The 25176-nt window shown below is 68.7% G+C and carries 22 protein-coding genes, 1 other RNA gene and 5 pseudogenes; 6 read left to right on the top strand and 22 right to left on the bottom strand.

Annotation, left to right across the window (positions count from 1 at the left end):
• Window positions 1-8: 8 nt before the first annotated feature.
• Both KAE78_RS12870 and ssrA read right to left on the bottom strand, forming a co-directional pair.
• The gene (locus KAE78_RS12870; protein WP_223171105.1) at window positions 9-932 is read right to left on the bottom strand and encodes a phosphate/phosphite/phosphonate ABC transporter substrate-binding protein; all 924 of its coding nucleotides are present in this window, start codon (window positions 930-932) and stop codon (window positions 9-11) included.
• Between the two features lie 278 nt (window positions 933-1210).
• Window positions 1211-1580: a transfer-messenger RNA gene (gene ssrA, locus KAE78_RS12865) on the bottom strand.
• A 142-nt stretch (window positions 1581-1722) separates the two neighbouring features.
• On the opposite strand from ssrA, the gene KAE78_RS12860 reads away from it, so the two are divergent.
• Both KAE78_RS12860 and KAE78_RS12855 read left to right on the top strand, forming a co-directional pair.
• The gene (locus tag KAE78_RS12860) at window positions 1723-2322 is read left to right on the top strand and encodes a dihydrofolate reductase family protein (RefSeq protein WP_223171104.1); all 600 of its coding nucleotides are present in this window, start codon (window positions 1723-1725) and stop codon (window positions 2320-2322) included.
• Window positions 2319-2975, top strand: a complete 657-nt coding sequence (locus tag KAE78_RS12855) for an SIMPL domain-containing protein (protein WP_223171103.1) — start codon at window positions 2319-2321, stop codon at window positions 2973-2975. Before KAE78_RS12860 ends, KAE78_RS12855 begins: the two co-directional genes overlap by 4 nt.
• Before the next feature lie 198 nt (window positions 2976-3173).
• On the opposite strand, the gene hflX is transcribed toward KAE78_RS12855, so the two are convergent.
• Window positions 3174-4682 carry a GTPase HflX gene (hflX, locus tag KAE78_RS12850; RefSeq protein WP_223171102.1) on the bottom strand — a complete coding sequence of 503 codons (1509 nt, stop codon included), beginning with the start codon at window positions 4680-4682 and terminating at the stop codon, window positions 3174-3176.
• A gap of 92 nt (window positions 4683-4774) precedes the next feature.
• Between hflX and KAE78_RS12845 the strand changes: the two are divergent.
• Window positions 4775-5433: pseudogene (locus KAE78_RS12845) on the top strand (class I SAM-dependent methyltransferase).
• Between the two features lie 135 nt (window positions 5434-5568).
• On the opposite strand, the gene dapF reads toward KAE78_RS12845, so the two are convergent.
• Together dapF and KAE78_RS12835 are read right to left on the bottom strand one after the other, a co-directional pair.
• Window positions 5569-6441: a diaminopimelate epimerase gene (gene dapF, locus KAE78_RS12840; RefSeq protein WP_223171101.1), complete on the bottom strand. Its 873-nt coding sequence runs from the start codon at window positions 6439-6441 to the stop codon at window positions 5569-5571.
• Window positions 6442-6450: 9 nt separating this feature from the next.
• Entirely contained in the window at window positions 6451-6981 is a 531-nt protein-coding gene (locus KAE78_RS12835) for a dihydrofolate reductase family protein (protein ID WP_223171100.1), read from the bottom strand.
• A 117-nt stretch (window positions 6982-7098) separates the two neighbouring features.
• Here KAE78_RS12835 and KAE78_RS12830 point away from each other — a divergent pair, with 117 nt between their 5' ends.
• Window positions 7099-7719, top strand: a complete 621-nt coding sequence (locus KAE78_RS12830; protein WP_223171099.1) for a ClpP family protease — start codon at window positions 7099-7101, stop codon at window positions 7717-7719.
• Between the two features lies 1 nt (window position 7720).
• On the top strand, window positions 7721-8323 hold the full coding sequence (locus tag KAE78_RS12825; RefSeq protein ID WP_223171098.1) for a ClpP family protease: 603 nt from the start codon (window positions 7721-7723) through the stop codon (window positions 8321-8323).
• Window positions 8324-8344: 21 nt separating this feature from the next.
• On the opposite strand, the gene KAE78_RS12820 is transcribed toward KAE78_RS12825, so the two are convergent.
• The 17 genes and pseudogenes from KAE78_RS12820 to KAE78_RS12740 form a co-directional block, all read right to left on the bottom strand.
• Window positions 8345-8677 carry a helix-turn-helix domain-containing protein gene (locus tag KAE78_RS12820; RefSeq protein ID WP_223171097.1) on the bottom strand — a complete coding sequence of 111 codons (333 nt, stop codon included), beginning with the start codon at window positions 8675-8677 and terminating at the stop codon, window positions 8345-8347.
• Window positions 8678-8901: 224 nt separating this feature from the next.
• The gene (gene miaA / locus KAE78_RS12815; protein ID WP_223171096.1) at window positions 8902-9810 is read right to left on the bottom strand and encodes a tRNA (adenosine(37)-N6)-dimethylallyltransferase MiaA; all 909 of its coding nucleotides are present in this window, start codon (window positions 9808-9810) and stop codon (window positions 8902-8904) included.
• A 135-nt stretch (window positions 9811-9945) separates the two neighbouring features.
• A complete protein-coding gene (gene miaB, locus KAE78_RS12810) occupies window positions 9946-11505 on the bottom strand; it encodes a tRNA (N6-isopentenyl adenosine(37)-C2)-methylthiotransferase MiaB (protein ID WP_223171095.1) in 1560 nt (519 codons plus the stop codon).
• 57 nt (window positions 11506-11562) lie between these two features.
• The gene (locus tag KAE78_RS12805) at window positions 11563-11883 is read right to left on the bottom strand and encodes a regulatory protein RecX (protein ID WP_411155947.1); all 321 of its coding nucleotides are present in this window, start codon (window positions 11881-11883) and stop codon (window positions 11563-11565) included.
• Window positions 11884-12353: 470 nt separating this feature from the next.
• On the bottom strand, window positions 12354-13409 hold the full coding sequence (gene recA, locus KAE78_RS12800) for a recombinase RecA (protein WP_223171094.1): 1056 nt from the start codon (window positions 13407-13409) through the stop codon (window positions 12354-12356).
• Window positions 13410-13661: 252 nt separating this feature from the next.
• Complete coding sequence (locus tag KAE78_RS12795) at window positions 13662-13886, bottom strand: DUF3046 domain-containing protein (protein ID WP_223171093.1); 225 nt, start codon at window positions 13884-13886, stop codon at window positions 13662-13664.
• A 10-nt stretch (window positions 13887-13896) separates the two neighbouring features.
• Window positions 13897-14205 (bottom strand): helix-turn-helix domain-containing protein, encoded by a 309-nt coding sequence (locus KAE78_RS12790; protein ID WP_223171092.1) that lies wholly within the window; start codon window positions 14203-14205, stop codon window positions 13897-13899.
• 162 nt (window positions 14206-14367) lie between these two features.
• Window positions 14368-14868 (bottom strand): CinA family protein, encoded by a 501-nt coding sequence (locus tag KAE78_RS12785; RefSeq protein ID WP_223171091.1) that lies wholly within the window; start codon window positions 14866-14868, stop codon window positions 14368-14370.
• Window positions 14865-15449, bottom strand: a complete 585-nt coding sequence (pgsA, locus tag KAE78_RS12780) for a CDP-diacylglycerol--glycerol-3-phosphate 3-phosphatidyltransferase (RefSeq protein WP_223171090.1) — start codon at window positions 15447-15449, stop codon at window positions 14865-14867. Before pgsA ends, KAE78_RS12785 begins: the two co-directional genes overlap by 4 nt.
• Before the next feature lie 38 nt (window positions 15450-15487).
• A pseudogene (locus KAE78_RS12775) lies at window positions 15488-18128 on the bottom strand (DNA translocase FtsK 4TM domain-containing protein).
• 193 nt (window positions 18129-18321) lie between these two features.
• Window positions 18322-18579: a hypothetical protein gene (locus KAE78_RS12770; RefSeq protein ID WP_223171089.1), complete on the bottom strand. Its 258-nt coding sequence runs from the start codon at window positions 18577-18579 to the stop codon at window positions 18322-18324.
• A 41-nt stretch (window positions 18580-18620) separates the two neighbouring features.
• Window positions 18621-20296 (bottom strand): annotated as a pseudogene (locus KAE78_RS12765) (ribonuclease J).
• A 56-nt stretch (window positions 20297-20352) separates the two neighbouring features.
• On the bottom strand, window positions 20353-21330 hold the full coding sequence (gene dapA / locus KAE78_RS12760) for a 4-hydroxy-tetrahydrodipicolinate synthase (RefSeq protein WP_223171088.1): 978 nt from the start codon (window positions 21328-21330) through the stop codon (window positions 20353-20355).
• Window positions 21331-21472: 142 nt separating this feature from the next.
• Window positions 21473-22357 carry a type IV toxin-antitoxin system AbiEi family antitoxin domain-containing protein gene (locus KAE78_RS12755; protein WP_223171087.1) on the bottom strand — a complete coding sequence of 295 codons (885 nt, stop codon included), beginning with the start codon at window positions 22355-22357 and terminating at the stop codon, window positions 21473-21475.
• Window positions 22358-22629: 272 nt separating this feature from the next.
• A complete protein-coding gene (locus KAE78_RS12750; protein ID WP_223171086.1) occupies window positions 22630-23391 on the bottom strand; it encodes an SDR family NAD(P)-dependent oxidoreductase in 762 nt (253 codons plus the stop codon).
• Window positions 23391-23865 (bottom strand): annotated as a pseudogene (locus tag KAE78_RS12745) (dihydrofolate reductase). Before KAE78_RS12745 ends, KAE78_RS12750 begins: the two are co-directional and overlap by 1 nt.
• Window positions 23862-24671 (bottom strand): thymidylate synthase, encoded by an 810-nt coding sequence (locus KAE78_RS12740; protein ID WP_223171085.1) that lies wholly within the window; start codon window positions 24669-24671, stop codon window positions 23862-23864. The pseudogene KAE78_RS12745 and the gene KAE78_RS12740 overlap by 4 nt, the downstream one beginning before the upstream one ends.
• Here KAE78_RS12740 and KAE78_RS18870 point away from each other — a divergent pair.
• A pseudogene (locus tag KAE78_RS18870) lies at window positions 24670-25113 on the top strand (thioredoxin family protein); the annotation flags it as partial. The gene KAE78_RS12740 and the pseudogene KAE78_RS18870 overlap by 2 nt on opposite strands.
• Window positions 25114-25176 lie beyond the last annotated feature (63 nt).

Here is a 25176-nt window from a genome sequence, read left to right as displayed (position 1 = left end):
TGATCAGATCACGGCGTGCACTGGGCGGCGCCGGTCTGCTCGCAGACGAGACGCACGCTGTCGTAGTACGAGTCCTCGACGGGCACGAGCTCGAAGAAGTAGGCGGCGAAGGCCTCGGTGATCTCGATGCCCTTGGCCTCGATGTCGGCGCGGGTGATGTTCTGCAGCGAAGAGGTCAGCTCGTCCTGGACGTCCTGTGGCAGGTTGCCCGAGATGACCAGCGGCGCGCCCGGGACGGTCGTGCGGTTCACGGAGACCAGGTCGCCCTCGGCGAAGAGGCCCTGCTGCACGCCCGTGACGTCGACGACCGCGTCCTCGGCGAAGCCCGCGTCGCACTCCACGCCCTGCGCGGTCTTCTGCGCCGAGGCGTCGTGGCCGCCGGCGAACACCGGGGTGATGTCGGTCTCGGGGTCGATGCCCACCGCGAGCAGCTCCGCCGAGGGGTACAGGTAGCCCGAGGTCGAGCCCGGGTCGACGAAGCAGACGTTCTTGCCGCGGAAACCCTCGATGGAGGTGATGTCCGAGCCTGCGGGCACGATCGCCACCGACTCGTAGCCGGGCTCCTCGCCCTCCTGGGTGACCGTCACGCCGATCGGGATGAGGTTGGCGCCGCCGTTCTGCGCGGCGACGAAGGTGAAGCCGGAGAAGGAGCCGATGTCGATGCGACCGGCGATCGCGGCCTCGACGAGCGCGGCGTAGTTGGCCGACTCGATGAGCTCGACGTTCTTGCCGGTGACTTCCTCGATGTAGTCGACGAGCGGCTGGAAGTTGTTCTCGACCGACTGCTGGTCGGGAACCATGCCCATGACGAGCGTGTCGGCGTCCTTGGCGTAGCCTTCGGATTCGGCGCCGGAGGCGTCCCCGCTACAGGCGGCGAGGGACAGGGCGAGCACAGCGGCAGCGGATGCCGCGGCGACCTTGGAGAGCTTCATGTGACAGGACTCTTTCTGAGAGGGATACACAGGGGAGGATCCGCGCCCTGTACGCACGCCTGGGCATGCGAACACGGCCCCGGGTCCGCCCATGAAGCTACGGGCAGCAGGTGACGCCCACCTCAACACCGGCGATCGTCGGGTGAACTCTGAGTGACAGCTCGCGGTCGGCCTCCGCTCTGCGGCCGTACCGCACATGTCGAGCAACGAAAAAGCCCCGCACCCCCTTGTCATGGCAAGGGGTGCGGGGCTTCATCTATGACAACGACTTGGTTCTTTCGTGGAGCTGGGGGGAATCGAACCCCCGTCCAGCACTGAGTCTCCACGCCTTCTCCGGGCGCAGTCTGTGGAAGCGTTCTGCTCGGCTCCGACCTTTGTCACAGACACCTAAGTCGACGAGCCCAGTCTGGGAAAAGTCCCGAGCGGCGTCCAGACGCCACCGCTCAGCAAGATCTCTAGATGACGCCAGAGTCCGTGTCGAGATCAGCCACGGTCTGACGGACTATCGGGCTCGCTTAGGCAGCGAGGGCGAAGTCGTTGCGCTTTGCATCGGCAACTATTGGTTTGCAGAGAGCGTTTACGAGATAACTCTGCATCCTCGGCCCGCTTCTCGTGGATTCACAGGCGCTGTCGAAACCGATCAGCCCCGTGGTCCTTCTCGCGAAGGAAGCCGTTGTCACACTGTGGAATTACCAACCCGGATGCCGTGCACCCGAGCATTACAGAATACAACGGATGCCGCCCCGGCGCCATTCCTGCGCCAGACCCCTGGACGCCGCATCCGCGGGACGTGAGACTGGACACCATGGCCAAGCTCATCGTCTGGAACGTCATCTCGCTCGACGGCTACTTCGAGGGAACGCAGCCCTGGAACCTCGCGCTGCACGAGTACATCTGGGGCGAGGACCTGCGCGAGCTCAGCCTGAGCTTCGGCGAGAACCTCGGACTGCTCGTCTTCGGACGCGTGACCTACGAGGGCATGGCCGCCCACTGGCAGAGCGCGACCGACGATCCCGAGATCGCCGCGTACATGAACTCCGCGCCCAAGCTCGTCGCATCGCGAACCCTCGCCGAGGCGACCTGGCAGAACACCGAGGTCGCCTCGGACATCGTCGGCGAGCTCACCCGCCGCAAGCAGGAGGGCGAACGACCGATCTACGTGTTCGGCAGCGCCGAGCTGACCGATGCGCTGCTCGAGGCCGGGCTCGTCGACGAACTGCTCGTCGGCGTCTCCCCCGTCATCCTCGGCGCCGGCAACCCGCTGTTCAAACCCGCCGACCAGCCGCGGCCGCTGACCCTGCTCGACGCGCGCCCGCTCGACACCGGGGCGCGCTCCTGCGGTATGCGGTCCCGCGCGGCGAGAGCGCGTCGGAGTAGCATCGCATCATGAGCGAGGTCACGATCACGGTCCGCGGCGAACAGGAGGTGCGTGTGGTGCCGGAGCGGGCGACGGTGCACGTCACGGTGCGCACGGAAGGCCCGGAGCGGGCCACCGTGCTCGACGAGGCGGGCCGCTCCGCCGACCCCGTGCGTGAGAGCCTGACGGCCGGATCGGATGCCGGCACGCTCGTAGAGTGGTCGAGCACCCGACTCTCGGTACGGGCCGAGCGCCCCTGGAACCCGGAGGGCAAGCGCCTCGCGCCCGTCTTCCACGCGAGCATCGACTTCACCGCGACCTTCGCGGACTTCAGCGCGCTCTCCCTGTGGGTGACCGACGTCTCGGCCTGGGACGCCGTCGAGATCGGCCACGTCGACTGGGCGCTCACGCCGCAGACGCGCCGCGCGATCGAGCAGGACGTCGCCACCGAGGCGATCCAGGTCGCCGTGCGCCGCGCACAGGCCTATGCGACCGCGCTCGGGCGCACGAGCGTATCGCCGGTCTCCATCGCCGACCAGGGGCTTCTGCAGCACCAGGAGAGCGCACAGCCGATGCTCCGGGCGGTCGCCTTCGCCTCGGATGCTGCGGGCGGCGCGAACATGGAGTTCCAGCCCGCCGACATCGTGGTGTCGGCGACGGTCGAGGCGCGCTTCACCGCCCGCTGAACAGAGAGACCCGGCCGCACACGACCGTGTGCAGGAGGATGCTCCCCGTCTGCAGGAGCGTTGGCGCCTGCGTGCCCTGGTGACGCGACCAGGACGGGCGATTCCCTCGCTCGCTCCTGCAGACGGATCGCTCGCTCCTGCGGATCGCACGACCACACCCGCATACGGACCGATTGGTCGGAGGCAGCCGAGACCCGCTCACCCGACCGCGAAGGGCGCGAGCTCGGCCGCGAGCCGCTCGGAGACGTGGGCGCGCACCTCGGTGCCCGTCTCGCGATGCTCCGACGACAGCAGGATGCCGCTCTCGTGGATCGCCGAGACGAGACCGCCCCGGTCGTAGGGCACGATCGCGTGGATCTCGACGGCCGGACGCGGCAGCGTCTCCTCGATCGTCTGCCGCAGCCCCGCGATCCCCTCACCCGTGCGGGAGGAGACGAAGTGGGCCTTCGGCTCCAGCCCTTGCAGCACGAGCCGATCGTCGGCGCTGAGCAGGTCGGCCTTGTTGAAGGCGACGATCTCCGGGATGTCGCGCGCGCCGACATCCCCCATCACGTCGCGGACGGTCTGCAGCTGCCCGGCGGGGTCCGGATGCGAGCCGTCGACGACGTGGACGATGACGTCGGCATCGGCCACCTCCTCCAGGGTCGAGCGGAACGCCTCGACCAGCTGGTGCGGCAGGTTGCGCACGAATCCGACCGTGTCGGTCAGTGTGAACACGCGCCCGTCGGAGGTCTCCGTGCGGCGCACGGTCGCATCCAGCGTCGCGAACAGCGCGTTCTCGACGAGCACACCCGCGTTGGTGAGGGCATTGAGCAGACTCGACTTGCCGGCGTTCGTGTACCCGGCGATCGCGACGGAGGGGATCGTGTGGCGCTTGCGCTCGGCGCGCTTGGCGTCGCGCGCGGGCGCGAAGCCGCGGATCTGACGGCGCAGCTGCGCCATGCGGGTGCGGATGCGGCGACGGTCCAGCTCGATCTTCGTCTCACCCGGACCGCGCGAGCCCATACCGGCGCCGCCGGCGCCAACTTGACCACCGGCCTGACGGCTCATCGAGTCGCCCCAGCCGCGCAGGCGCGGCAGCAGATACTCGAGCTGCGCGAGCTCGACCTGCGCCTTGCCCTCGCGGCTCTTGGCGTGCTGGCTGAAGATGTCGAGGATGACGGTCGTGCGGTCGATCACCTTGACCTTGACGACGTCCTCCAGGGCACGCCGCTGGCTGGCCGCGAGTTCGGTGTCGACGACGACGGTGTCGGCTCCGGATGCCGCGACCAGATCACGCAGCTCCTCCGCCTTGCCGCGACCGAGATAGGTGGCGGGGTCCGGGTTCGGACGCCGCTGCAGCACACCGTCGAGCACCCGCGCCCCGGCGGTCTCGGACAGGGCGGCGAGCTCACGGAGGGAGTTCTCGGCATCCGACTGCGCTCCGGCGGGATACACGCCCACGAGCACGACCCGCTCCAGGCGAAGCTGGCGGTACTCGACCTCGGTGACGTCTTCGAGCTCCGTGGAGAGCCCTTCGACCCGCCGCAGGGCACGCCGCTCCTCGAGGTCCCACTGCTCGCCGTCGGCGATCGTATGCCCGGCGGTGGCCTCGTCCTGCAGCGCCTGCGCCGCGCCGAACACGCGCGCTTCGGTGCGCTTCTGCGCGCTCTGGAGCACACGATCCAGCGGATCGGTCTGCGGTGTCTCGTCTGTCGGCTGTGTCATTCGTTCCTTAGTCTTGTGCATCTGCTCCTCGCAACCTCATCGCGCGGAAGAGCGCCTTAACCTTAACCCCACCTGTCCGGTACGCTCACCGTATGGGGTCAGACCACTACTTCAGCGCGGCCCCGGCAAGTGCGGAGAACCTGCGAAAGATCCGTGTCACTCTCGCAGGCCGAGAGTGGGAACTCACCACCGCAGCGGGGTTTTCAGCCCGGACCGCCTCGATGCCGGCACCGCTGTGCTCCTCGCCAATACGCCTCCCGCGCCTCCCGGCGGCGACTTCCTGGATCTCGGATGCGGATGGGGGCCCATCAGCATCTCTCTCGCGCTGAGCGCTCCTCGCGCGACGATCTGGGCCGTCGACGTCAATGAGCGCTCCCTCGACCTCGTACGCCGCAACGCCGAGAGCCTGGGCCTGAAGAACATCAACGCCGTACAGCCCGACGATGTTCCCGATGACGTCGTGTTCCGCACAATCCGCTCCAATCCGCCCATCCGCGTCGGCAAGAACCAGCTGCACGATCTGCTCGATCGGTGGATCCCGCGGCTGGACGAGCGCAGCGACGCCTGGTTGGTGGTGCAGCGCAATCTGGGCGCCGACTCCTTGCAGCGGTGGCTGGCGGCGAACTTCGACAAGGGATACAGCGTCTACCGCACAGCGACGGGCCGCGGCTACCGCGTGATCAAGGTGCGCAAGCACGGCTCGCCGCAGACCGACGAGGTCGCGGTGGCAACGCCCTCTTCCGGTCGTTGAGCGAGGACGCCGCAGGCGACCGAGCAGTGTACTGAGCAAGCGCAGCGCGTCGAAGTGACGAAACGCGGTGACCTCGGCCGATCGACGTACTGCGTGTCGACTCTACGTCGGCTCGCGGGACGACCGGGAGAAGACCTACGCGAGCGCGATCTCGCCCGAGTAGACCAGTTGCGCGGGCCCGGAGAGTCCGACGTGCTCGCCATCCTCGGCGGGGAACATGCGCACGCCCAGCGTGCCGCCGGGCACCTCCACGCGCCAGTGGTCGGGCGCGCCCTCTCCCGCCCAGTGCCGCACCGCGAGCGCGGTGGCCGCGACGCCGGTGCCGCAGCTGAGGGTCTCACCGACCCCGCGTTCGTGCACACGCATCCTGACCCGGCCGACGCCGTCGCGCACGAGCGGCTCGCCGGGGACGACGAACTCGATGTTCGCGCCCTCGGGGAGCACCGGGTCGAGAACCGGCGGCCGGTGCAGGTCGAGCCCGGCGAGCTCCTGTTCGGAGGCCAGCGCCACCACGACATGCGGATTGCCGACGTCGATGCCGAGGCCGGGGCGTGGCACCGCCAGTCCTGACACGCTCGTCAGCGGGTCGTCTCCCGACAGCCGCCACCGGCCGAGGTCGACCTGGTAGCCGTTCTCGCTGCGGGTGACGTCGCGAACGCCCGTGCGCGTGCCGATGGGCAGCGTCGAGCCCGGCTCGATCGTCGCGAGCCCGGAACGGACGAGGTAGTGGGCGAAGACCCGGATGCCGTTGCCGCACATCTCGGCGATCGATCCGTCGGCGTTGCGGTAGTCCATGAACCACTCGGCCTCGGGCTCCTCGGCAAGGATCCCCTCGCCCTCGGCGATGACCGTCGAGCGGACGACGCGCAGCAGTCCGTCGCCCCCGATGCCGAAGTTGCGGTCGCACAGAGCCGCGATCTGCTCGGTGCTCAGCTCTAGAGCACCATCGGGATCGGCGATGATGACGAAGTCGTTGCCCGTCCCGTGCCCCTTGGTGAATGCGACCATCCTCCCAGTCTAGGGAGCTTTCACGACCCGATAGCGCCCGCATAGGAAGCTCCGGTTGCGGGCGACCTCGATCAGCTCCAGGTCGAGGCGCCGTGGCAGCAAGGGGGCTCCCGCGCCGAGGGTGACCGGCGCGTACTGCAGCCACACCTCGTCGAGCAGTCCGGCGTCGGCGAACTGACCGACGAGCTCGCCGCCGCCGACGATCCAGAGGTCTTTGCCGCCCGCGGCGGCCTGCATCTGCGCATGGACGGGCGTGACATCTCCGGAGACGAAGCGGATGTCGGCGCCGTCGAGAACGGGCAGCTCGCGATGGGTGAAGACCCAGGCCGGCATGTCGTACGACCAGCCGGCCGGGTCGTTGCGCAGCAGCCATTCATATGTGGAGGCGCCCATCGCGAGAGCACCGATGCCCGTGATGAACCCTCCGTAGTGCATCGGCCCGTGCTCGTCGATGTCTTGCGACAGCAGCCAGTCCAGGGAGTGTTCGGGCGTCGCGATGAAGCCGTCGAGACTCGTCGCGGTGTAGAAGTGGGTGGTCATGCCTGCCAGTGTGCCGACGGCATCCGACATTCCGTCACACGCGGCTCGCCGCCGTGGGCGGATCCGCCGTCGGCGGATTCCGCGGCGCGGCGGACTCTGCGCCGTCAGGCTGAGAGCATGACAGATGACACCCCGCGGAACCTCTTCGACGCCGACACGCGCCGGATGCTCTTCGCCCGTCGCGTGCTCGTGCTCGACGGGCCGCTCGACGACGACAACGGCGTGCTGCTGATGACGCAGCTGCTGGCCCTCGCCGCCGAAGATGCGCAGGCCGACATCACGCTGTGGATCCACTCTCCGGGCGGCTCGGTTCCGGCGATGTTGGCGATCCGCGACCTCATGCGGGCCGTGCCCTGCGATGTGGCGACCGTGGCCTTCGGTCTCGCGTGCAGCGCCGGGCAGTTCCTCCTCTCTGCGGGCACGCCGGGCAAGCGTCGCGCGCTGCCGCACAGCCGCATCCTGCTGCACCAGGGGTCGGCGGGCATCGGCGGCACCGCGGTGGACGTCGAGCTGCAGGCCGCCGACCTCCGGCACACGCGCGACACGGTGCTCGCCCTGATCGCCGCCGACACCGGGCAGGGCCTCGACCGGGTATTCGAAGACTCCCTGCACGACCGCTGGTTCAGCGCCGAGGAGGCGCGCGCCTACGGGTTCATCGACGAGATCACGACGGACTTCCCCACCCTCATGCCGCGCCCGGCCCGGCGCGCGGTAGGCCTCGTCGCGGAAGGAGCCTGAGATGCCCAACCTGCTGATACCCCACGTCATCAGCCAGTCGCCGCGCGGCGATCGGGTGATGGATGTCTACTCGCACCTGCTCGCCGAGCGCGTCATCTACCTGGGCACGCCGCTCGACGCAGACGTCGCCAATGCGCTGGTCGCTCAGCTGCTGCATCTGGACGCGCAGGGCGAGGACCGCGACATCCAGCTGTACATCAACTGCGAGGGCGGCGATCCGAGCGCGATGCTCGCCGTCTACGACACGATGCAGTTCATCCGATCGGATGTCGCGACCTTCTGCGTCGGTCAGGCGATCTCGGTCGGCGCGGTGCTGCTGGCCGCCGGCGCCGCGGGGAAGCGTGCCGCGCTCCCCCATGCACGCGTCATCCTGCACCAGCCGGCCGCGCAGGGGCGCGGGGCGATCCCCGATCTCATCCTGCAGGCCGACGAGATCGTGCGCGTGCGCAGCGACCTCGAGCGGATCCTCGTGGCGCACAGCGGGCAGGACCTGGAGCGCCTCCGCGCCGACACCGACCGCGATCTCGTGCTCACCGCCGAAGGCGCCAAGGAGTACGGTCTGGTCGACGAGGTGATCGCCGAGCGTCCGGTGACACGTCCGTGAGAGCGGACGCGCGGGCAGTTCTCAGGCGGCGAGGGCGAAAGCCGCGCGGACAGTCGCCATCGGCGCCGCCGCCGGGGCGATCCGCTCGGCCACGCCCCGCGTGAGGTCGAGCAGGGAGAGCTCCAGCGCGCCGGCGACGGCGGCGAGCATCTCGCTGGAGGGCTCTTTGAGTCCGCGCTCCATCTCGGAGAGGTACTGCGGCGAGACACCGGCGCGGCGCGCGGTCTCGACCAGGGTCTCGCCGCGCTCCGCACGCTCTTCGCGCAGCAGCTCCCCGACGACCTCGCGCCAGAGCGGGTCGGGGTCGTGTCTCGGGGCCGTCGGTGCTTCCGGGTTCTCGGCGACGTCGCTCATGCCCACAGCGTAGGCAGGGCCATGCACCCGGGTCGAGCCGATCCGCTCAGAGCAGAATCCCTCGCCCCTTCGCGCCGGTCTCAGTTGTTGCGGGTGTTCCCTCCTGAGCCCACAACAACTGAGACCGCCAAGATCGTCGGTCTCACAAATGGCGACGAGGCGCACGCGGATGTCGCAGGAACTGAGACCGGCGCGGGTGTTCACAGGGTGGAGGGGCGCCGCGTTCAGAGCACGGTGGCGGCATCCGTTCCGGCGTCCACCCATTCGATCTCCGGGTACCGCTTGAACCACGACACCTGGCGCCGGGCGTAGCGCCGGGTCAGTGCCTGCGTCTCGGCGATCGCCTCGGCCTCGGTCTGCGTGCCCTCCAGCTGTGCGAGCGCCTGCGCGTAGCCGATGGCACGACGCGCTGTGACGCCCTGTTCCAGCCCTCGCTCGCGCAGGCGGGCGACCTCGTCGACGAGCCCCGCCTCCCACATGCGCAGGACGCGCTGGTCCAGACGCTCGACAAGGTCGGCGCGGTCGAGTCGGATGCCGATGATCCGTGTCTCCGGATGCCACAGCTGCGGCTCCTCGGGCAGTGCGGCGCCGTGCGTCTCTGAGCCCTGGGCGAGCACCTCCAGGGCACGGACGATGCGACGACCGTTGTGCGGGTCGATGCGGGCCGCGGTGGCTGGATCCTGCGCGCGGAGACGCTCGAACATGGCGCCGGTTCCGAACTCATCGAGGTCGGCCTCGAGCCGCGCACGCAACCGCTCGTCGCGCGGCGGGAACCGAAAGTCGAAGATCACACTCGAGACGTAGAGCCCCGACCCGCCGACGAGGATCGCGTCGGCTCCCCGCGCATGAATGCCCTCGATCGCCGCGCGGGCCAGCGGCTGGTACCAGGCGACGGCGGCGTCCTCGGTGACCTCCCGCACGTCGAAGAGATGGTGTCGGATGCCGCGGCGCTCGCCCTCGGCGAGTTTGGCGGTGCCGATGTCCATCCCGCGATACAGCTGCATCGCGTCGGCGTTGACGATCTCGGCGGGAATGCCCTGGGCGCCGAGCGCTTCGGCCAGGTCGAGGGAGAAGTCGCTCTTGCCGGTGCCGGTGGCGCCGACGACGGCCCAGAGGCCTGGGGCGCGGCTCATAAGGTGACTCCCGGTCGTCGAGCGAGCCGAAGGCGAGTCGAAACGCGGTGCCCCGCCCTGTCAACGCATTCGACTCGAAGGCGGTTGCGATTCATGGGTCGTCACCACGTTTCGTCTCGTCGCTGCGCTCCTCGCTCAACGACCGGAGGGGGCGACGCGGAGGGTGGGCAGGCCCAGGGAAACTGTCCCGGCGCCGGCTGAGGAGCCGCCCGGTGCCGGCACGCCGCAGGACTCGGCCTGTGCGCGATCCCAGGCGTCGCCGCCGCGCGTGCGCCGGATCTTCAGGGGCGCACCGCTGGGGTCGTCGGCCAGCAAATGGAAGGGTGCGGCGTGGGTGATCGTGACGGTGACGGCGTCGCCGGGGCGCGGCAACTCAGAACCCTCGGGCACCTGGAAATGCACGAGTCTGTTGTCTTGGGCGCGACCGGTGAGCCGGTGCGTCTCTGCGTCTTTCTTGCCCTCGCCGACCGACACGAGCAGTTCGACCTCACGGCCGACCTGCTTCTGGTTCTCTTCGAGCGAGATGCGCTCCTGCAGCGCGATGAGGCGGTCGTAACGCTCCTGCACGACGGCCTTGGGGACCTGGTCCTCCATCGTCGCGGCGGGCGTGCCCTCGCGGATGGAGTACTGGAACGTGAAGGCGCCGGAGAAGCGCGACTGCTCGACGACGCGCATCGTCTCTTCGAAGTCCTCGTCGGTCTCACCGGGGAAGCCGACGATGATGTCGGTGGTGATCGCCGCGTGCGGGATGCGCTCGCGCACGCGGTCGAGGATGCCGAGAAACTTCGAGGAGCGATACGAACGGCGCATGGCCTTGAGGATGCGGTCGCTGCCGGACTGCAGCGGCATGTGCAGCTGGGGCATGACCGAGGGCGTCTCGGCCATCGCGTCGATGACGTCGTCGGTGAAGGCGGCGGGGTGCGGGCTCGTGAAGCGGATGCGCTCGAGCCCTTCGATCTCGCCGGCGGCGCGAAGCAGCTTGCCGAAGGCCTGACGGTCGCCGAACTCGACGCCGTAGGAGTTCACGTTCTGCCCGAGCAGGGTCACCTCGATGGCACCGTCGTCGACGAGAAGCCGGATCTCGTTGAGGATGTCGCCGGGGCGGCGGTCCTTCTCCTTGCCGCGGAGGCTCGGCACGATGCAGAAGGTGCAGGTGTTGTTGCATCCGACCGAGATCGACACCCAGCCGCTGTGCGCGGAGTCGCGCTTGGTCGGCAGCGTCGAGGGGAACACCTCGAGCGCCTCGAGGATCTCGAGCTCGGCTTCGCCGTTGTGCTTGGCGCGCTCGAGCAGCCCGGGAAGCGAGCCCATGTTGTGCGTGCCGAAGACGACGTCGACCCAGGGCGCCTTGTCGAGCACCGCCTGCTGATCCATCTGCGCAAGGCATCCGCCGACGGCGATCTGCATGCCCTCGTGCTTGTCTTTGCGCGACTTCAGGTGCCCGAGCGTGCCGTAGAGCTTGCCGGCGGCGTTGTCGCGCACGGCGCAGGTGTTGATGATGACGACGTCGGCCTCTTCGCCGAGGGCGGCGGGTACGTATCCGGCGCTCTCGAGCGAGCCGGACAACCGCTCGGAGTCGTGCACGTTCATCTGGCAGCCGAAGGTGCGCACCTCGTAGGTGCGCACGTGCCCGTCGGCGTCGACGGCGGCCGTCGACGGCGCGATGATCGTCGGTTCGCTCAGCGGAGTAGTCATGATGGATGCCATTCTACGAGCGCTTGCTGAGGATGCGGCCCCGTCGGATGCCGCTCCTCACTCGGATTCGCGGAACCGCACCCCGGACCCGCCGCCGGAAGAGGCCTCGCGCAGCGCCTGCTTCGCCGCGTTCATCGCGACTCCTCCCCCGAATCCACGACGTGCGAGCTGCCCGACGAGGCGCCGCAGTGCCGTGTCGGGGTCGAGACGGGCGAGTGACCGGGCTTTCGAGCGCGCGAACTCGAGCGCCCGCTCCGCATCGTCGTCGGGGAGTTCGGCGAGTGCCTCATCGATGACAGACCGATCGAGGCCGCGCTGGGCGAGGCTGCGCGCGAGCGCGGCCCGCCCTTGGCTCCGGCGTTCGACGCCGGCACGCACGAGCAGTTCGGCGAGGACGCGATCGTCGAGGTACCCGCGGCGCAGGCAGTCGTCGATGATCTCCTCCCCTGCTCGGTGGAGAGTCCTTCGCCGCGGAGGGTCAGTCGGGCCTCCGAGACCGACAGCGCCTTGGCGCGCAGCTTGCGCAGCAGAAGCCGCTCGGCGGCATCGCGCAGCGCCTCGGGGTCGGGCGCAGAGTCGGCGACTTCGGCATCCGAGGGTTCAGACGACCCGAATCCGGTGAAGGGGCATCGATGCGTTCGACGGCGCGGAGCGCGGGTCTCTTCGCCGTCGCACGATCATGCACGTCTGCCTCAGCGCGGGCGTCGACGCTCGAGCGCAGCGCGTGCCCGTGCGCCGGATGCCGTTCGCTCAGGCCTCTGCCGAAGAGCGGGGTGACGGGGGCGAGTCGGGCGGCGTCTCCGCCCGACTCGCCCCGGATCCGTGTGTCATCGGTCAGCCCGGGTCGCTCAGGCCGGACGCCGCTCGGCGAGCTCGTCGACCGTCTCCGCCTCTTCGGCAGGGGCGGCACCGCCGATCCCGAGCTTCTGCTTGATCTGGGTCTCGATGGCCAGCGCGACGTCGTCGTTCTTGAGGAGGAAGTTGCGCGCGTTCTCCTTGCCCTGGCCCAGCTGGTCGCCGTCGTAGGTGTACCAGGAGCCGGACTTCTTCACGATCCCGTGCTCGACGCCGAAGTCGATGAGCGAGCCCTCGCGCGAGATACCGGTGCCGTAGAGGATGTCGAACTCGGCCTGCTTGAAGGGCGGAGCCATCTTGTTCTTGACGACCTTGACGCGGGTGCGGTTGCCGACGGCATCCGTTCCGTCTTTCAGCGTCTCGATGCGGCGGATGTCGAGACGCACCGAGGCGTAGAACTTCAGCGCCTTACCGCCGGCGGTCGTCTCGGGCGAGCCGAAGAAGACACCGATCTTCTCGCGCAGCTGGTTGATGAAGATCATCGACGTGCCGGTCTGGTTCAGCCCACCGGTGAGCTTGCGCAGTGCCTGCGACATGAGGCGGGCCTGCAGACCCACGTGCGAGTCGCCCATCTCGCCCTCGATCTCGGCGCGCGGCACAAGGGCTGCCACCGAGTCGATGACGACGAGGTCGATGGAGCCGGAACGCACCAGCATGTCGGCGATCTCGAGCGCCTGCTCTCCTGTGTCGGGCTGAGAGACGAGGAGCTGATCGATGTCGACACCGAGCTTCTGCGCGTAGTCGGGGTCGAGCGCGTGCTCGGCGTCGATGAAGGCGGCGATGCCGCCGGCACGCTGCACGTTGGCGATCGCGTGCAGGGTCAGCGTCGTCTTACCCGAGGACTCCGGACCGTAGATCTCGATGATGCGGCCACGCGGCAGACCACCGACGCCGAGGGCGACGTCGAGGGCGATGGAGCCGGTGGGGATGACCTCGACCGGGGCGCGCTCGTCGCTGCCGAGGCGCATGACCGAGCCCTTTCCGAACTGACGGTCGATCTGGGCGAGGGCCGATTCGAGGGCCTTCTCGCGGTCGGCGGGTGATGGCATGGTGTGCTCCTTCTGCTCGCGTTCTGCCGCCTGTAGGCTGTCGCGGCCACCCCGGCTGGGGTGAAGCTCTCCGACAAGGCGTATGGCTGAGCCATGGCCTTCACGTTATGCGGGGCCTCGGACATTCGGTCCGCGAAACCGCACAATGTGGAAAGACAAGCGCTCGATTCCACTTGTGCAGAAGACTACGCGGCTTTCGAACACTATTTCGAAGACACGCCGCACAACGGCAGCACGAAACCACGCCGCGACTCAGCGCTTCCGCGGCTCCAGGCTCCAGGCGCCGTAGCGACGATTCGCGGGCACGTCCATCTCGGCGCACAGCGCCAGCCAGACCGTGCGCGGCGGCTCACCGGCATCCAGTGCCTCATCGGCCGTGCGCGAGCCGAGCTCGCTCAGCACGAGATCGTGCAGAAGGGATGCCGCGTTCGCGCCGAACTCGTCGTCCACCGCGCGGAAGAACTCGCTGCGTCGCACCCGCGGGCCGTCAGTGCAGCGAGAGCTCGGGCTCGATGGCCGTCGCGAAGTCGTCGGGGACGACATCCGAGAAGACCTCGAGGCCCTCCAGCACAGCGATCCGGTCGCCGACTTCGCGCATGATCATCGAGATCGGGACATCGAGGGCGTCTGCCACCGAGGCGAGGATCTCGCTCGAGGCCTCCTTCTGGCCGCGCTCGACCTCGCTGAGGTAACCGAGTGCCACAGAGGCCTTGCCCGCGACCTGGCGCAGGGTGCGACCCTTCTGAAGGCGGAAGTCCCTCAGCACATCGCCGATTTCCTGTCTTACAAGAATCATCAGGACCTCCTCTCCTTTCCTCGTACCGGAGGCGTATCCGGCCGGGTGGTCAGTCTAACCCGATCGGATGCCTCCCAGGCTACTGTTTCACGCTGTGCTTTCGATGAGAGAGCACGGGGGTTCGCTGTGAGCACATCATGAACAACGTCCCTCACGCGGCCGCTATTCCCCGTCGCGCCCCTGATCGAGCAGCGTCTCGTGCACCGCGTGGAGTGCGGCATCCGATGCCTGTCTTCTGATCTCGGGCCGGTCTCCTTCGAGGAGGAAGGATCGGATGCCGGTGCCCGCCGCCGTCGCCACGGCGATGTGCACGGTGCCCACCGGCTGCCCGTCCTGCGGGTCGGGGCCGGCGACGCCGGTGGTGGAGACCCCGACATCCGCAGGCTTGCCGTCCACGGCCACCGCGGCCCGCACGCCCTCGGCCATCTGCCGGGCGACCTCGGGGTGGACGGCGCCGTGCGCGGCGAGCAGCGCCGCGTCGACGCCCAGCAGCGAGTGCTTGAGCGGGGTCGCGTAGGCGACGACTCCCCCACGCAGCGCGTTGGAGGCGCCGGGCACCGAGACGAGCGCGGAGACCAGGTCGCCGCCCGTGAGCGACTCGGCGACGCCGATCGTCCAGCCGCGTTCTCGCAGCAGCGCGATGACGGCCTCCGCGGTGCTCACGGACGGTCTTTCGCCTGTCGGGCGCCTCGCGCCTGTGCGGCCACGTAGTCGATGCCGCTGGCGACGGTGAGCACGAGCACGATGCCGATCAGGATCGCGGTGACGAGCGTCCACGCGGGCAGGCCGATCAGCACGTGCAGCGGCAGCAGCGCCCACGAGAGGGCGACGCCCTGCACGGCGGTCTTGACCTTGCCCATCCAGGCGGCCGCGACCACGTGCTCCTTGGCGACGACGAGGCGGTGCACGGTGATGCCCCACTCCCTCAGGAGGATGATGACGACCGGCCACCACCAGACCTCGGTGAGGATCGCCAGGCCGATGAAGCCGGCACCGGTGAGCAGCTTGTCGGCGATGGGGTCCCAGAGCTTGCCGAAGTCGCTCACGATCTCGTAGCGGCGGGCGAGGTAGCCGTCGACCCAGTCGGTGGAGATCGCGACGACGAAGAGGATGCCCGCCGCCCAGCGCGCACCGAGCGATGCCTCTCCGTACGTGCCGCCGACGAGCAGAAGCACGAAGAAGACGATCGCCAGCGGGATGCGGGCGACGGTGATCGCGTTGGGCAGCTGCGGGTGGATGCTCATGTGCCGAGACTATCCGTCGCCACGGAGGTGCGCAGAGGTCACTCCCGGCCCGTCAGGCCCCACGCGTCTTCGCTGTCGCTCGCGTCGACGACGGGAAGACCCTCGTACTGCGCCTCGATCGGGTCGATGGGCGCCGACGCGGGGCTCCGGATGCCGGAGCAGCGGATGCCGCGGGCTCCTCCCCCGCAGCTTCGCCAGAACAGTCGGCAGCTGCTCGGCCGTGACGAGCACGTCGCGGGCCTTCGAGCCCTCCGAGGGTCCGACGATCTCGCGCGATTCGAGCAGGTCCATGAGGCGACCCGCCTTGGCGAAGCCGACGCGGAGCTTGCGCTGGAGCATCGAGGTCGAGCCGAACTGGGTCGACACGACGAGCTCGGCGGCGGCCAGCAGCACCTCGAGATCGTCGCCGATGTCGGCGTCGATCTCCTTCTTCTCTGCGGCGGCCTGCACATCGGCACGGTATTCGGGCTGCGCCTGCCGGGTGACGTGCTTGACGACCTTGTCGACCTCGGTCTCGCTGACCCAGGCGCCCTGCACGCGGATCGACTTGGAGGTGCCCATCGGCAGGAACAGGGCGTCGCCCTGGCCGATCAGCCGATCGGCGCCGGGCTGGTCGAGGATGACGCGCGAGTCGGTGACGCTGGTGACCGCGAAGGCCAGGCGCGAGGGGACGTTCGCCTTGATGAGACCGGTGACGACGTCGACGGAGGGGCGCTGCGTGGCGAGCACGAGGTGGATGCCGGAGGCACGCGCGAGCTGCGTGATGCGCACGATCGAGTCTTCGACGTCGCGCGGGGCGACCATCATGAGGTCGGCGAGCTCGTCGACGACCACCAGCAGATACGGGTAGGGCTTGAGCACCCGCTCGCTGCCGACCGGCGTCTCGACCTCGCCGGCGACCACGGCACGGTTGAAGTCGTCGATGTGACGGAAGCCGAACGACGCGAGGTCGTCGTACCGCATGTCCATCTCTTTCACGACCCACTGCAGGGCCTCGGCGGCCTTCTTGGGGTTGGTGATGATGGGGGTGATCAGGTGCGGCACGCCCGCGTACGAGGTGAGCTCCACACGCTTGGGGTCGATGAGGACCATGCGCACTTCGGCGGGCGTCGCACGCATGAGCAGGCTCGTGATCATCGAGTTCACGAAGCTCGACTTGCCAGAGCCTGTGGAGCCCGCCACGAGCAGGTGCGGCATCTTGGCGAGGTTGGCGACGACGTAGCCCCGCCGACGTCTTTGCCGACGCCGATCGTCATGGGGTGCGTGCTGCCGGCGGCCGCGGGCGATCGCAGCACGTCGCCCAGCGTGACGATCTCGCGGTCGCTGTTGGGGATCTCGACGCCGATCGCGCTCTTGCCCGGGATGGGGCGAGGATGCGCACCTCGTTGGACGCGACCGCGTAGGCGATGTTGTTGGTGAGCGCGGTGATGCGCTCGACCTTGACCCTGGTCCGAGCTCGATCTCGTACTGGGTGACGGTCGGCCCGCGAGAGAACCCGGTGACCCTCGCATCGATCGAGAACTGCTCGAGCACCGCGGTGATCTGCGCGACGACCTGGTCGTTGACGGCCGAGCGCTCCTTGTGCGGGCTGCCCGCCGCCAGGGCGTCGACGGTCGGGAGTATGTACGGTGCGGACGGCGGCTGCGGACCTCCCAGCCCGGGCCTTCGGTGCCCAGACCCGACATACCGGCGAGTTCGCCGGTGTCGTCTTCGCCGTCGCCGATGATCGCCGTCATGGTGGAGTCCTGCCCACCGAGGTCGAGGCCGGAAAGGATCTGGGTCGGCGACTCGTCGGGCGTGAAGACCGGGGCGATCGCCTGTTCGAAGCCGCCCTGGGCGGAGTCGGGCTCAAGCAGTGCGGTGAGGTCCTGCGAGCCCAGGTGCGAGTCGGGCTCTTCTTCGCGCCCGGTCTTGTTGCGGCGCCACCACGGGAGTGCGTCGTCGTCCGACTCGGCGGCGGGTGCGGCATCCGGGTCTGCTTCGGCGCGCTCGGCACCGAACATCCAGGCGTACAGATCGCCCAGACGCGAGCCGATGCGGTTGGGTGGCGTCTTGGTGATGATGAGGACGCTGAGCGCGGCCAGCAGACTCAGCACGATGTAGGCGCCGATGTCAGTGATGGCGAAGGCCAGCGGCTCGCCGAGCATCCAGCCGAACAGGCCGCCGGCGGCGCTGAGCGCGGGCATGCCGCTGCGCGGCTCGGGCTGCCCGCCCGCCACGTGGCAGAACCCGGCGATCGTCAGGACGAGCAGGCCGAAGCCGATGCCGATGCGCCCGTTGTCGTAGACCGACGACGGATGCCGGAACAGCCAGCCTGCAAGGACCAGCAGAAGGACGGGGAGGATGAAGGCGGTGCGGCCGAAGAGTCCGCCGAAGGTGTAGGCGCTGATGCCCTCGGCGATCTCGTTGCCGATGAAGAACCATTCGTTGACGGCCCCGCGACCGCCAGGAGCACGAGGAGGAAGGGGAAGCCGTCGCGGCGCTGCTCCTTCTCGAGCGTCTCGGGCCCGAAGGCACGGAAGAGACCACCGACCCGTGGGCGAGCCCCAACCAGGCGCGGACGACCACCGGCGCCTTCTCTGCCTCGTCGACGTACTTCTTGGGCGCGGCCGCCGCCCGCGAACGCGTCGGGGTCTTCTTCTCCGACGCGCGCGAGGTCTTCGTGGTGCTCTTGGCCATGCCCTCACGCTACGGCGCAGCACCGACATTCCCCGCAATGACGCGGGTTTCCGGCGGATTGGCGACCATCGCGAGGCAGTGAGGTCTCTGCGCTTGGCTCAGGATCCGCGCGCAGCCTCCGCCGCCTCCAGAACCTTCGCGGCGAAGGCGTTCGCCCGGCGGCAGCGCACGCGGATCGTCCCCCATCCACCTATCAGATCGAGCTGGCACGGAAATGGCCCCGCTCGGGTTCGGCTGCATACAAGCCCGAATAGGGCACGCCGACCTCCGTCAGTCCCTCCGCAGTACTGCGATAGGGCTCGTCGGCGACGAGGGATACCGCGACATCGGTGATGCTCGCGACGCCCGGAAGCCACGTGCCCTCCGGCCCTTCGGGAGCCTCGAAGGCGACACGCTCCTCGTAGAGCGCGGTGGCTGGTTGCGGACGCTGATCGCCGGTGCCGTCGGTCATGCCCCACGGTACGCGATAACCCCGCAGCGCTACGGTGCCGGCTAGGCCTCGATTACGAGCGGCACGATCATCGGCCGGCGGCGCAGCTTCTGGTTGACCCAGCGGCCGATCGTGCGGCGGACGATCTGCGAGAGCGCATGGCTGTCGCGCACGCCGTTCTGTGCGGCATCCGCCAACGCGGCGACGATCTTCGGCACGACGTCGTCGAACACCGAGTCGTCCTCGGCGACGCCGCGGGCGTGGATCTCCGGGCCGGAGATGATCTTGCCGGTGGCGGCGTCGACGACCGTGATGATCGAGATGAAGCCCTCTTCGCCGAGGATGCGGCGATCCTTGAGGTCGGCATCCGTGATCTCGCCGACGGTCGACCCGTCGACGTACACGAAGCCGAGATCGAGCTGGCCCGCCACACGGGCCTGGCCGTCCTTCAGATCGATGATCGTGCCGTTCTCGGCGATGATCGTGTTCTCCTCGGGGATGCCCGTGTCCTGCGCGAGCTTCGCATTCGCGATGAGGTGGCGGTACTCGCCGTGCACCGGCAGGACGTTCTTGGGCTTGAGGATGTTGTAGCAGTACAGCAGCTCGCCCGCCGCGGCGTGACCCGAGACGTGCACCTTCGCGTTCGCCTTGTGCACGACGGTCGCGCCGAGCTTGGTCAGGCCGTCGATCACCCGGTAGACGGCGTTCTCGTTGCCGGGGATGAGGCTGGAGGCCAGGATGACGGTGTCGCCCTCCCCGGCTCGATCGCGTGGTCGAGGTTGGCCATGCGGCTGAGCACCGCCATGGGCTCGCCCTGCGACCCCGTCGACATGTAGACGATCCTGTCGTCGGGAAGATCGCGCGCCTTCTTGTAGTCGATGAGCAGGCCGTCGGGAACCGTGAGGTACCCGAGCTCCTCCGCGATCGTCATGTTGCGCACCATGCTGCGCCCGAGCAGCGCCACCCGGCGCCCGTGGGCAGCCGCCGCATCCAGCACCTGCTGCACGCGGTGCACATGGCTGGCGAAGCTCGCCACGATCACCCGGCGCGGCGCCTTCGCGATCACCTGGTCGAGCACCGGACCGATCGCGCGCTCCAGCGGTGTGAAGCCCGGCACATCGGCGTTCGTCGAGTCCACGAGGAAGAGGTCCACGCCCTCTTCACCCAGACGCGAGAAGGCGCGCAGGTCGGTCAGGCGGCCGTCCAGCGGCAGCTGATCCATCTTGAAGTCGCCCGTGGCGAGCACGAGCCCGGCAGGCGTGCGGATCGCGACGGCCAGCGCATCCGGGATCGAGTGGTTCACGGCCACGAACTCGAGGTCGAAAGGCCCGACCTTCTCCTTCTGCCCCTCGGTCACCGTCATGGTGAACGCCTTGATGCGATGCTCCTTGAGCTTCGCCTCCACGAGCGCGAGCGTCAGGCCCGAGCCGATGACCGGGATGTCCTTCTTCAGCCGCAGCAGATAGGGCACCGCGCCGATGTGATCCTCGTGCCCGTGGGTGAGCACGATGCCGACCACGTCGTCGAGGCGGTCCCTGATGGGCTCGAAGTCCGGCAGGATCAGGTCGACGCCCGGCTGGTGCTCCTCGGGGAAGAGCACCCCGCAGTCGACGATGAGGATCTTGCCGTCGAACTCGAAGGTCGTCATGTTGCGACCGATCTCTCCGAGACCGCCGATCGGCGTCACCCGGAGGGTGCCGGCGGCGAGGGGTTCGGGATCAGCGAGCGGGATGGACATTGCGTCTCCTCAGTCGGATGCGGCTCGCATCCGGTCGTTCGTGCAGCTGCGCCGCGTCACCGCGTCGTGCCGTGCACCTTGGGCAGTGCGCCGCCGGCGGCCGCATTGCGGTCGGGGCGGAAGTTCGAGAAGTCGGCGCCGGGCACATCGCCGACGAGCGCCAGCTCGTCTTCGATCATGGCGGCCTCCCACTCCTCCGGGCCCACGAGCGGCAGTCGCACCCGCGGGCTGGAGATACGGCCGAGGCCGTGGAGGATGTACTTCGCGGCGACAGTGCCGGGCACATGCGTCATGACCGCCCTCACGAGCGGCTCCAGACGCTTGTGCTCCGCCGTCGCCGCCGCGAGATCGCCGCGGCCGATCGCGTCGACGATCACCCGGTAGGGCGCGGCGGCAACGTTGGCCGTCACGCCGATCAGGCCCGTGGCGCCGATCGACAGATGCGGCAGCACGTTGGCATCGTCACCGGAGAAGTACATCAGGTCGGTCTGGTTGAGCACACGACTCACCTCGCTGAAGTCGCCCTTGGCGTCTTTCACCGCGAGGATGTTCGGATGCTTCGCCAGGCGCAGGATCGTCTCGTACTGGATCGGCACCCCCGTGCGACCCGGGATGTCGTAGAGGATCACCGGAAGGTCGGTCGCGTCGGCCACGAGCCGGAAATGCGTGAGGATGCCGGCCTGCGTCGGCTTGTTGTAGTACGGGGTGACGATCATGATGCCGTCGGCGCCGGCCTTCTCGCTGGCCTTGTACAGCTCGATCGCATGGGCGGTCTCGTTGGAGCCGCCGCCGGTGATGATCTTCGCCCGGCCGGCCGCGACGTCCTTGCCGACCTCGACGAGGCGGATCTTCTCGGCATCGGTGAGCGTGGAGGTCTCGCCCGTCGTGCCCGTGACGACGATGCCGTCGGCGCCGGCGGTGATGACGTCGTCGATGTGCTTCTCGGTGGCGGGCCAGTCGACCTCGCCGTCGGCGGTCATCGGAGTGACCAGCGCGACGAGCACCTGTCCGAAGGGGTTGCCCGTGTGCGTCATGTCTTCAGGTTATCGGTCTTGGCGATGGGGTGCATGACGGGCCGAGGCGACGGTCTGCAGGAGCGCCCGCGCCGTATGCAGGAGCAACATGCGTGATGACCGCCGAAACACCCCGAAAACGCAAGGAATCGATGGATCGCTCCTACAGACGGTAAGCCGCCTCCTGCGGAAGGCTCAGCCCGATACGCCGCATGCGCCCCAGAATCGCGTCCAGCACGATTTGCCACCGGTACACGATCATCGCGTAGTCGAACCGCAGGGTCTCATAGCCCAGCGCTGCGGTCACCGCATCGCGCATCAGATCCTTGTGCCGCTTCGACGGGCCGTCATGATTCTCGCGGCCGTCCGCCTCCAGAATGATCCGCCCGCCCAGCAAGAAGTCCACCGGTGTGATCCCCGGGATCGATACTTGCGACTCCAAGGAGATGCCGAGAAGGTGCAGGCGGAAACGCAAGAGCGACTCGAGGCCGCTATCGGCGTCGGTACGGGCGAGGTCGACGATCCAGCGTTTCTCCTTAAGGATCCGCCGCCGGATCATGCCTCGCCCGGCATCGGTGACCAGACCCTGCCGCAAGGCCGACTCGAGTGAGGCGAAGAAGCGTTCCTCCGGTGCACAGCCGGCGTACTGGATGAGCGCGAGTGCCGCATCCGCGGTGCCCAGGCCAGGCGTTCGCGTCCATTCCTCATGGTGAACCTTGCACCCGCATCCCTCATGCTTGTGCTGCCTGCCGGAAGGCCCTACCCACACATGAATCGGCGAGTCGGCGTCGGCCGAATCGAGCTCATCATCAAGCACCCAGACCCCGAGTGTGCGCAACACGGAGACGCACGCCAGTTCGCCGCCGTGCCGGGCTGCCACGAGGCTGTCCCGGGCCAGCCCTGCCTTGGCATACACTCCCCGCCGCGCGCGATGCATGGTTCCATCGCACAGCGCTCGGTCGATGGCAGACCTATCGACGCCTGCCCGGCGGAAGTCTGCTGTCCGAGCCAGCCCACCCCTGTCATGAAGAATCTGTTTCACCTTCATGGCTGCGATCTTCCCGGGCGCATGCCGGCGCCGAGGGCACTTCATCGCGATTGTGGATGGATCAGGTCCGACCCGCGAATGTGGAGAAGTAGTCGCCGTGCTCGTCTGCAGGAGCAACCCGACCGTCTGCAGGAGCAAGTACGTCGAAACGGCGGGATTTCGAGGCACTTGCGACCTATTCGAGTGGTTGCTCCTGCAGATGGCCGGGGTGCTCCTGCAGACGGCGGCCCAGACGCGCCTGGCTTCGCGCGTGGCGACATGGCGGCGCGGCGCTAGACCCGCCCCTGCCGGCCCGTGCGGGCAAGCACCGAACGGGGCAGCACTCTCGTCAGCGCCACGATCGCCTTGTACCGCAGCGACGGGATCGAGACGGCCCTGCCGCGCGCGGCATCGCGCAGCGCCTCGCGGACCACGTCGGGGGCATCGAGCCACAGGAAAGGCGCGATGCCCTCCTGCCCGGGCGGCAGTCCCATCCGCTCGTGGAAGCTCGTGTGAGTGAAGCCCGGGCACAGCGCCGTCACCGAGACGCCGTCGCGGGCGTACTCGGCATTCGCCCACTCGCTGAAGCTGATGAGCCATGACTTGCACGCCGCGTAGGTGGAGCGCGGGATGAACGCGGCGACCGAGGCGACGTTGATGATGCGCCCGCCGCGGCCGCGCATGCCCTGGAGTGCCGCATGGGTGAGCCGCATCGGCGCCTCGACGTGGATGCGCAGATGCGCCACCTCGTCGTCGATGTCGTTGCTCGCGAAATGCAGCGGCAGCCCGAAGCCTGCGTTGTTGACGAGCAGATCGATCGGCTGCTCGGTATCGGCCAGACGCTCGGCGACCTTGTTGATGCCGCGCGTCTGGGTGAGGTCGGCCGTGCGCACATCGACGGCCACGCCGTACTCGTCGCGCAACTTCTCGGCGAGACCCTTGAGCGCGTCGGTCGAGCGCGCCACGAGCACCAGATCGGCGCCGCGCGCCGCAAGCTGCGTGGCGAACTCGGCTCCGAGGCCCGCGCTCGCTCCGGTGATGAGTGCGGTGGGCATCAGCGCTCATACCTCAGGAATCGGAATCGGATGCCGGTGCGCGAGGTCTGCCACTCCCCTCGCCGACCAGGCGCCAGCCGTCCTTCGCCGGTGCGAAGGCATCGCCGTCGACCTCCAGGTCGATCTCGGTGACCTCGAGCCGGTCGGCCTCGCCGATGACCTGGGCGAAGATCTCGGCGCCGCCGATGATCCAGACCTGATCGTGACCGCGCACGGCATCCGCCAGTGTCGCGGCGCGACGCGCGCCCTCGGCGCCCCAGTCCTGACGGCGGGTGATCACGATGTTCTCGCGGTCCGGCAGCGGACGGAAGCGCTCGGGCAGCGAGTCCCACGTCTTGCGTCCCATGATGACCGGCGCACCGAGGGTCACCTCTTTGAAGTGCGCGAGGTCTTCGGGAACATGCCAGGGCATGCCCCCTCGGCGCCGATGACGCCGCCGCGCGCCTCGGCCCAGATCAGCCCGACCCAGGTCATACCGCCACCACCGCCCGGATCGGCGGGTGGTGCTGGTAGCCCTCGACCACGAAGTCCTCGTACCGGTAGTCGAAGACCGACTCGGGCTTTCGCGCGAAGCGCAGCGTCGGGTACGGGAAGGGCTCTCGGGTCAGCTGCTCGGTGACCTGCTCGACGTGGTTGTCGTAGATGTGGCAGTCGCCGCCCGTCCAGACGAACTCGCCGGGCTCCAGCCCGGTCTGCTGCGCGATCATGAGCGTCAGCAGCGCATAGGAGGCGATGTTGAACGGCACCCCGAGGAAGAGGTCGGCGCTGCGCTGGTAGAGCTGGCACGACAGCTTACCGTCGGCGACATAGAACTGGAAGAGCGCGTGGCAGGGGGCGAGCGCCATGTCGGGGATGTCGGCCGGATTCCACGCCGACACGATCAGGCGCCGGGAATCGGGCTCCCGCCGGATCTGCTCGATCACCTCGGACAGCTGATCGATGTGCCCGCCGTCGGGGGTCGGCCAGGAGCGCCACTGCACCCCGTACACCGGACCCAGGTCGCCCGCGGCATCCGCCCATTCGTCCCAGATGGTCACGCCGTTCTCCTGCAGCCACCGCACGTTCGACTCGCCGCGCAGGAACCACAGCAGCTCATAGGCGATCGACTTGAAATGCACGCGCTTGGTCGTGATGAGGGGGAAGCCCTGGGCCAGATCGAAGCGAATCTGCCGCCCGAAGACGCTGCGGGTGCCGGTGCCGGTGCGATCGGTCTTCACCGCCCCCGACTCGAGCACATCGCGGAGCAGATCTTCGTAGGGAGTGGGCACAGCGTCGCTCATGCCTGCCACGATACCCGCGGGCACCGACGAACGGGGCGCGCCCCGCACGTCATGGGCCGTCACAACCGATCCGGATGCCGCAAACCGCCGTATTCTTGACCACATGACCCTCGGCGGCGCGCTGCTGGTCGCGGGAGTCCTCCTGGGCCTCGCGACGCTCATCGGCGTGCTGCTGCGGCGCCGCGAAGGACGACACGTCGACGCGGCGCCGGGCGAGCGGATGCGGGCATCCGATCTCGACGGCGAGGCGCTCGGAGAGCGGGCCACCCTCGTGCAGTTCAGCACCGAGCTGTGCGCACGCTGCCCGCAGGTGCGCCGTCAGCTCACGCAGCTGGCCGGCACCCGCCCCGGCGTCCGTCACATCGACGTCGATCTGACCCACCGCCCCGATCTCGCCCGTCACTACCATGTGCTGCAGACGCCGACGACCCTACTCGTCGATGTCTCGGGCGCCGTGCACGCCCGCTACCGCGGTGTTCCGCACACCCCCACGCTCTTGCAGGAC

This window comes from Microbacterium sp. NIBRBAC000506063 (assembly GCF_017968845.1).
Taxonomy (GTDB): Bacteria; Actinomycetota; Actinomycetes; order Actinomycetales; family Microbacteriaceae; genus Microbacterium.
Note: the sequence above shows the minus strand (reverse complement) of the source record. Positions and strands in the feature narration are given on the sequence as shown.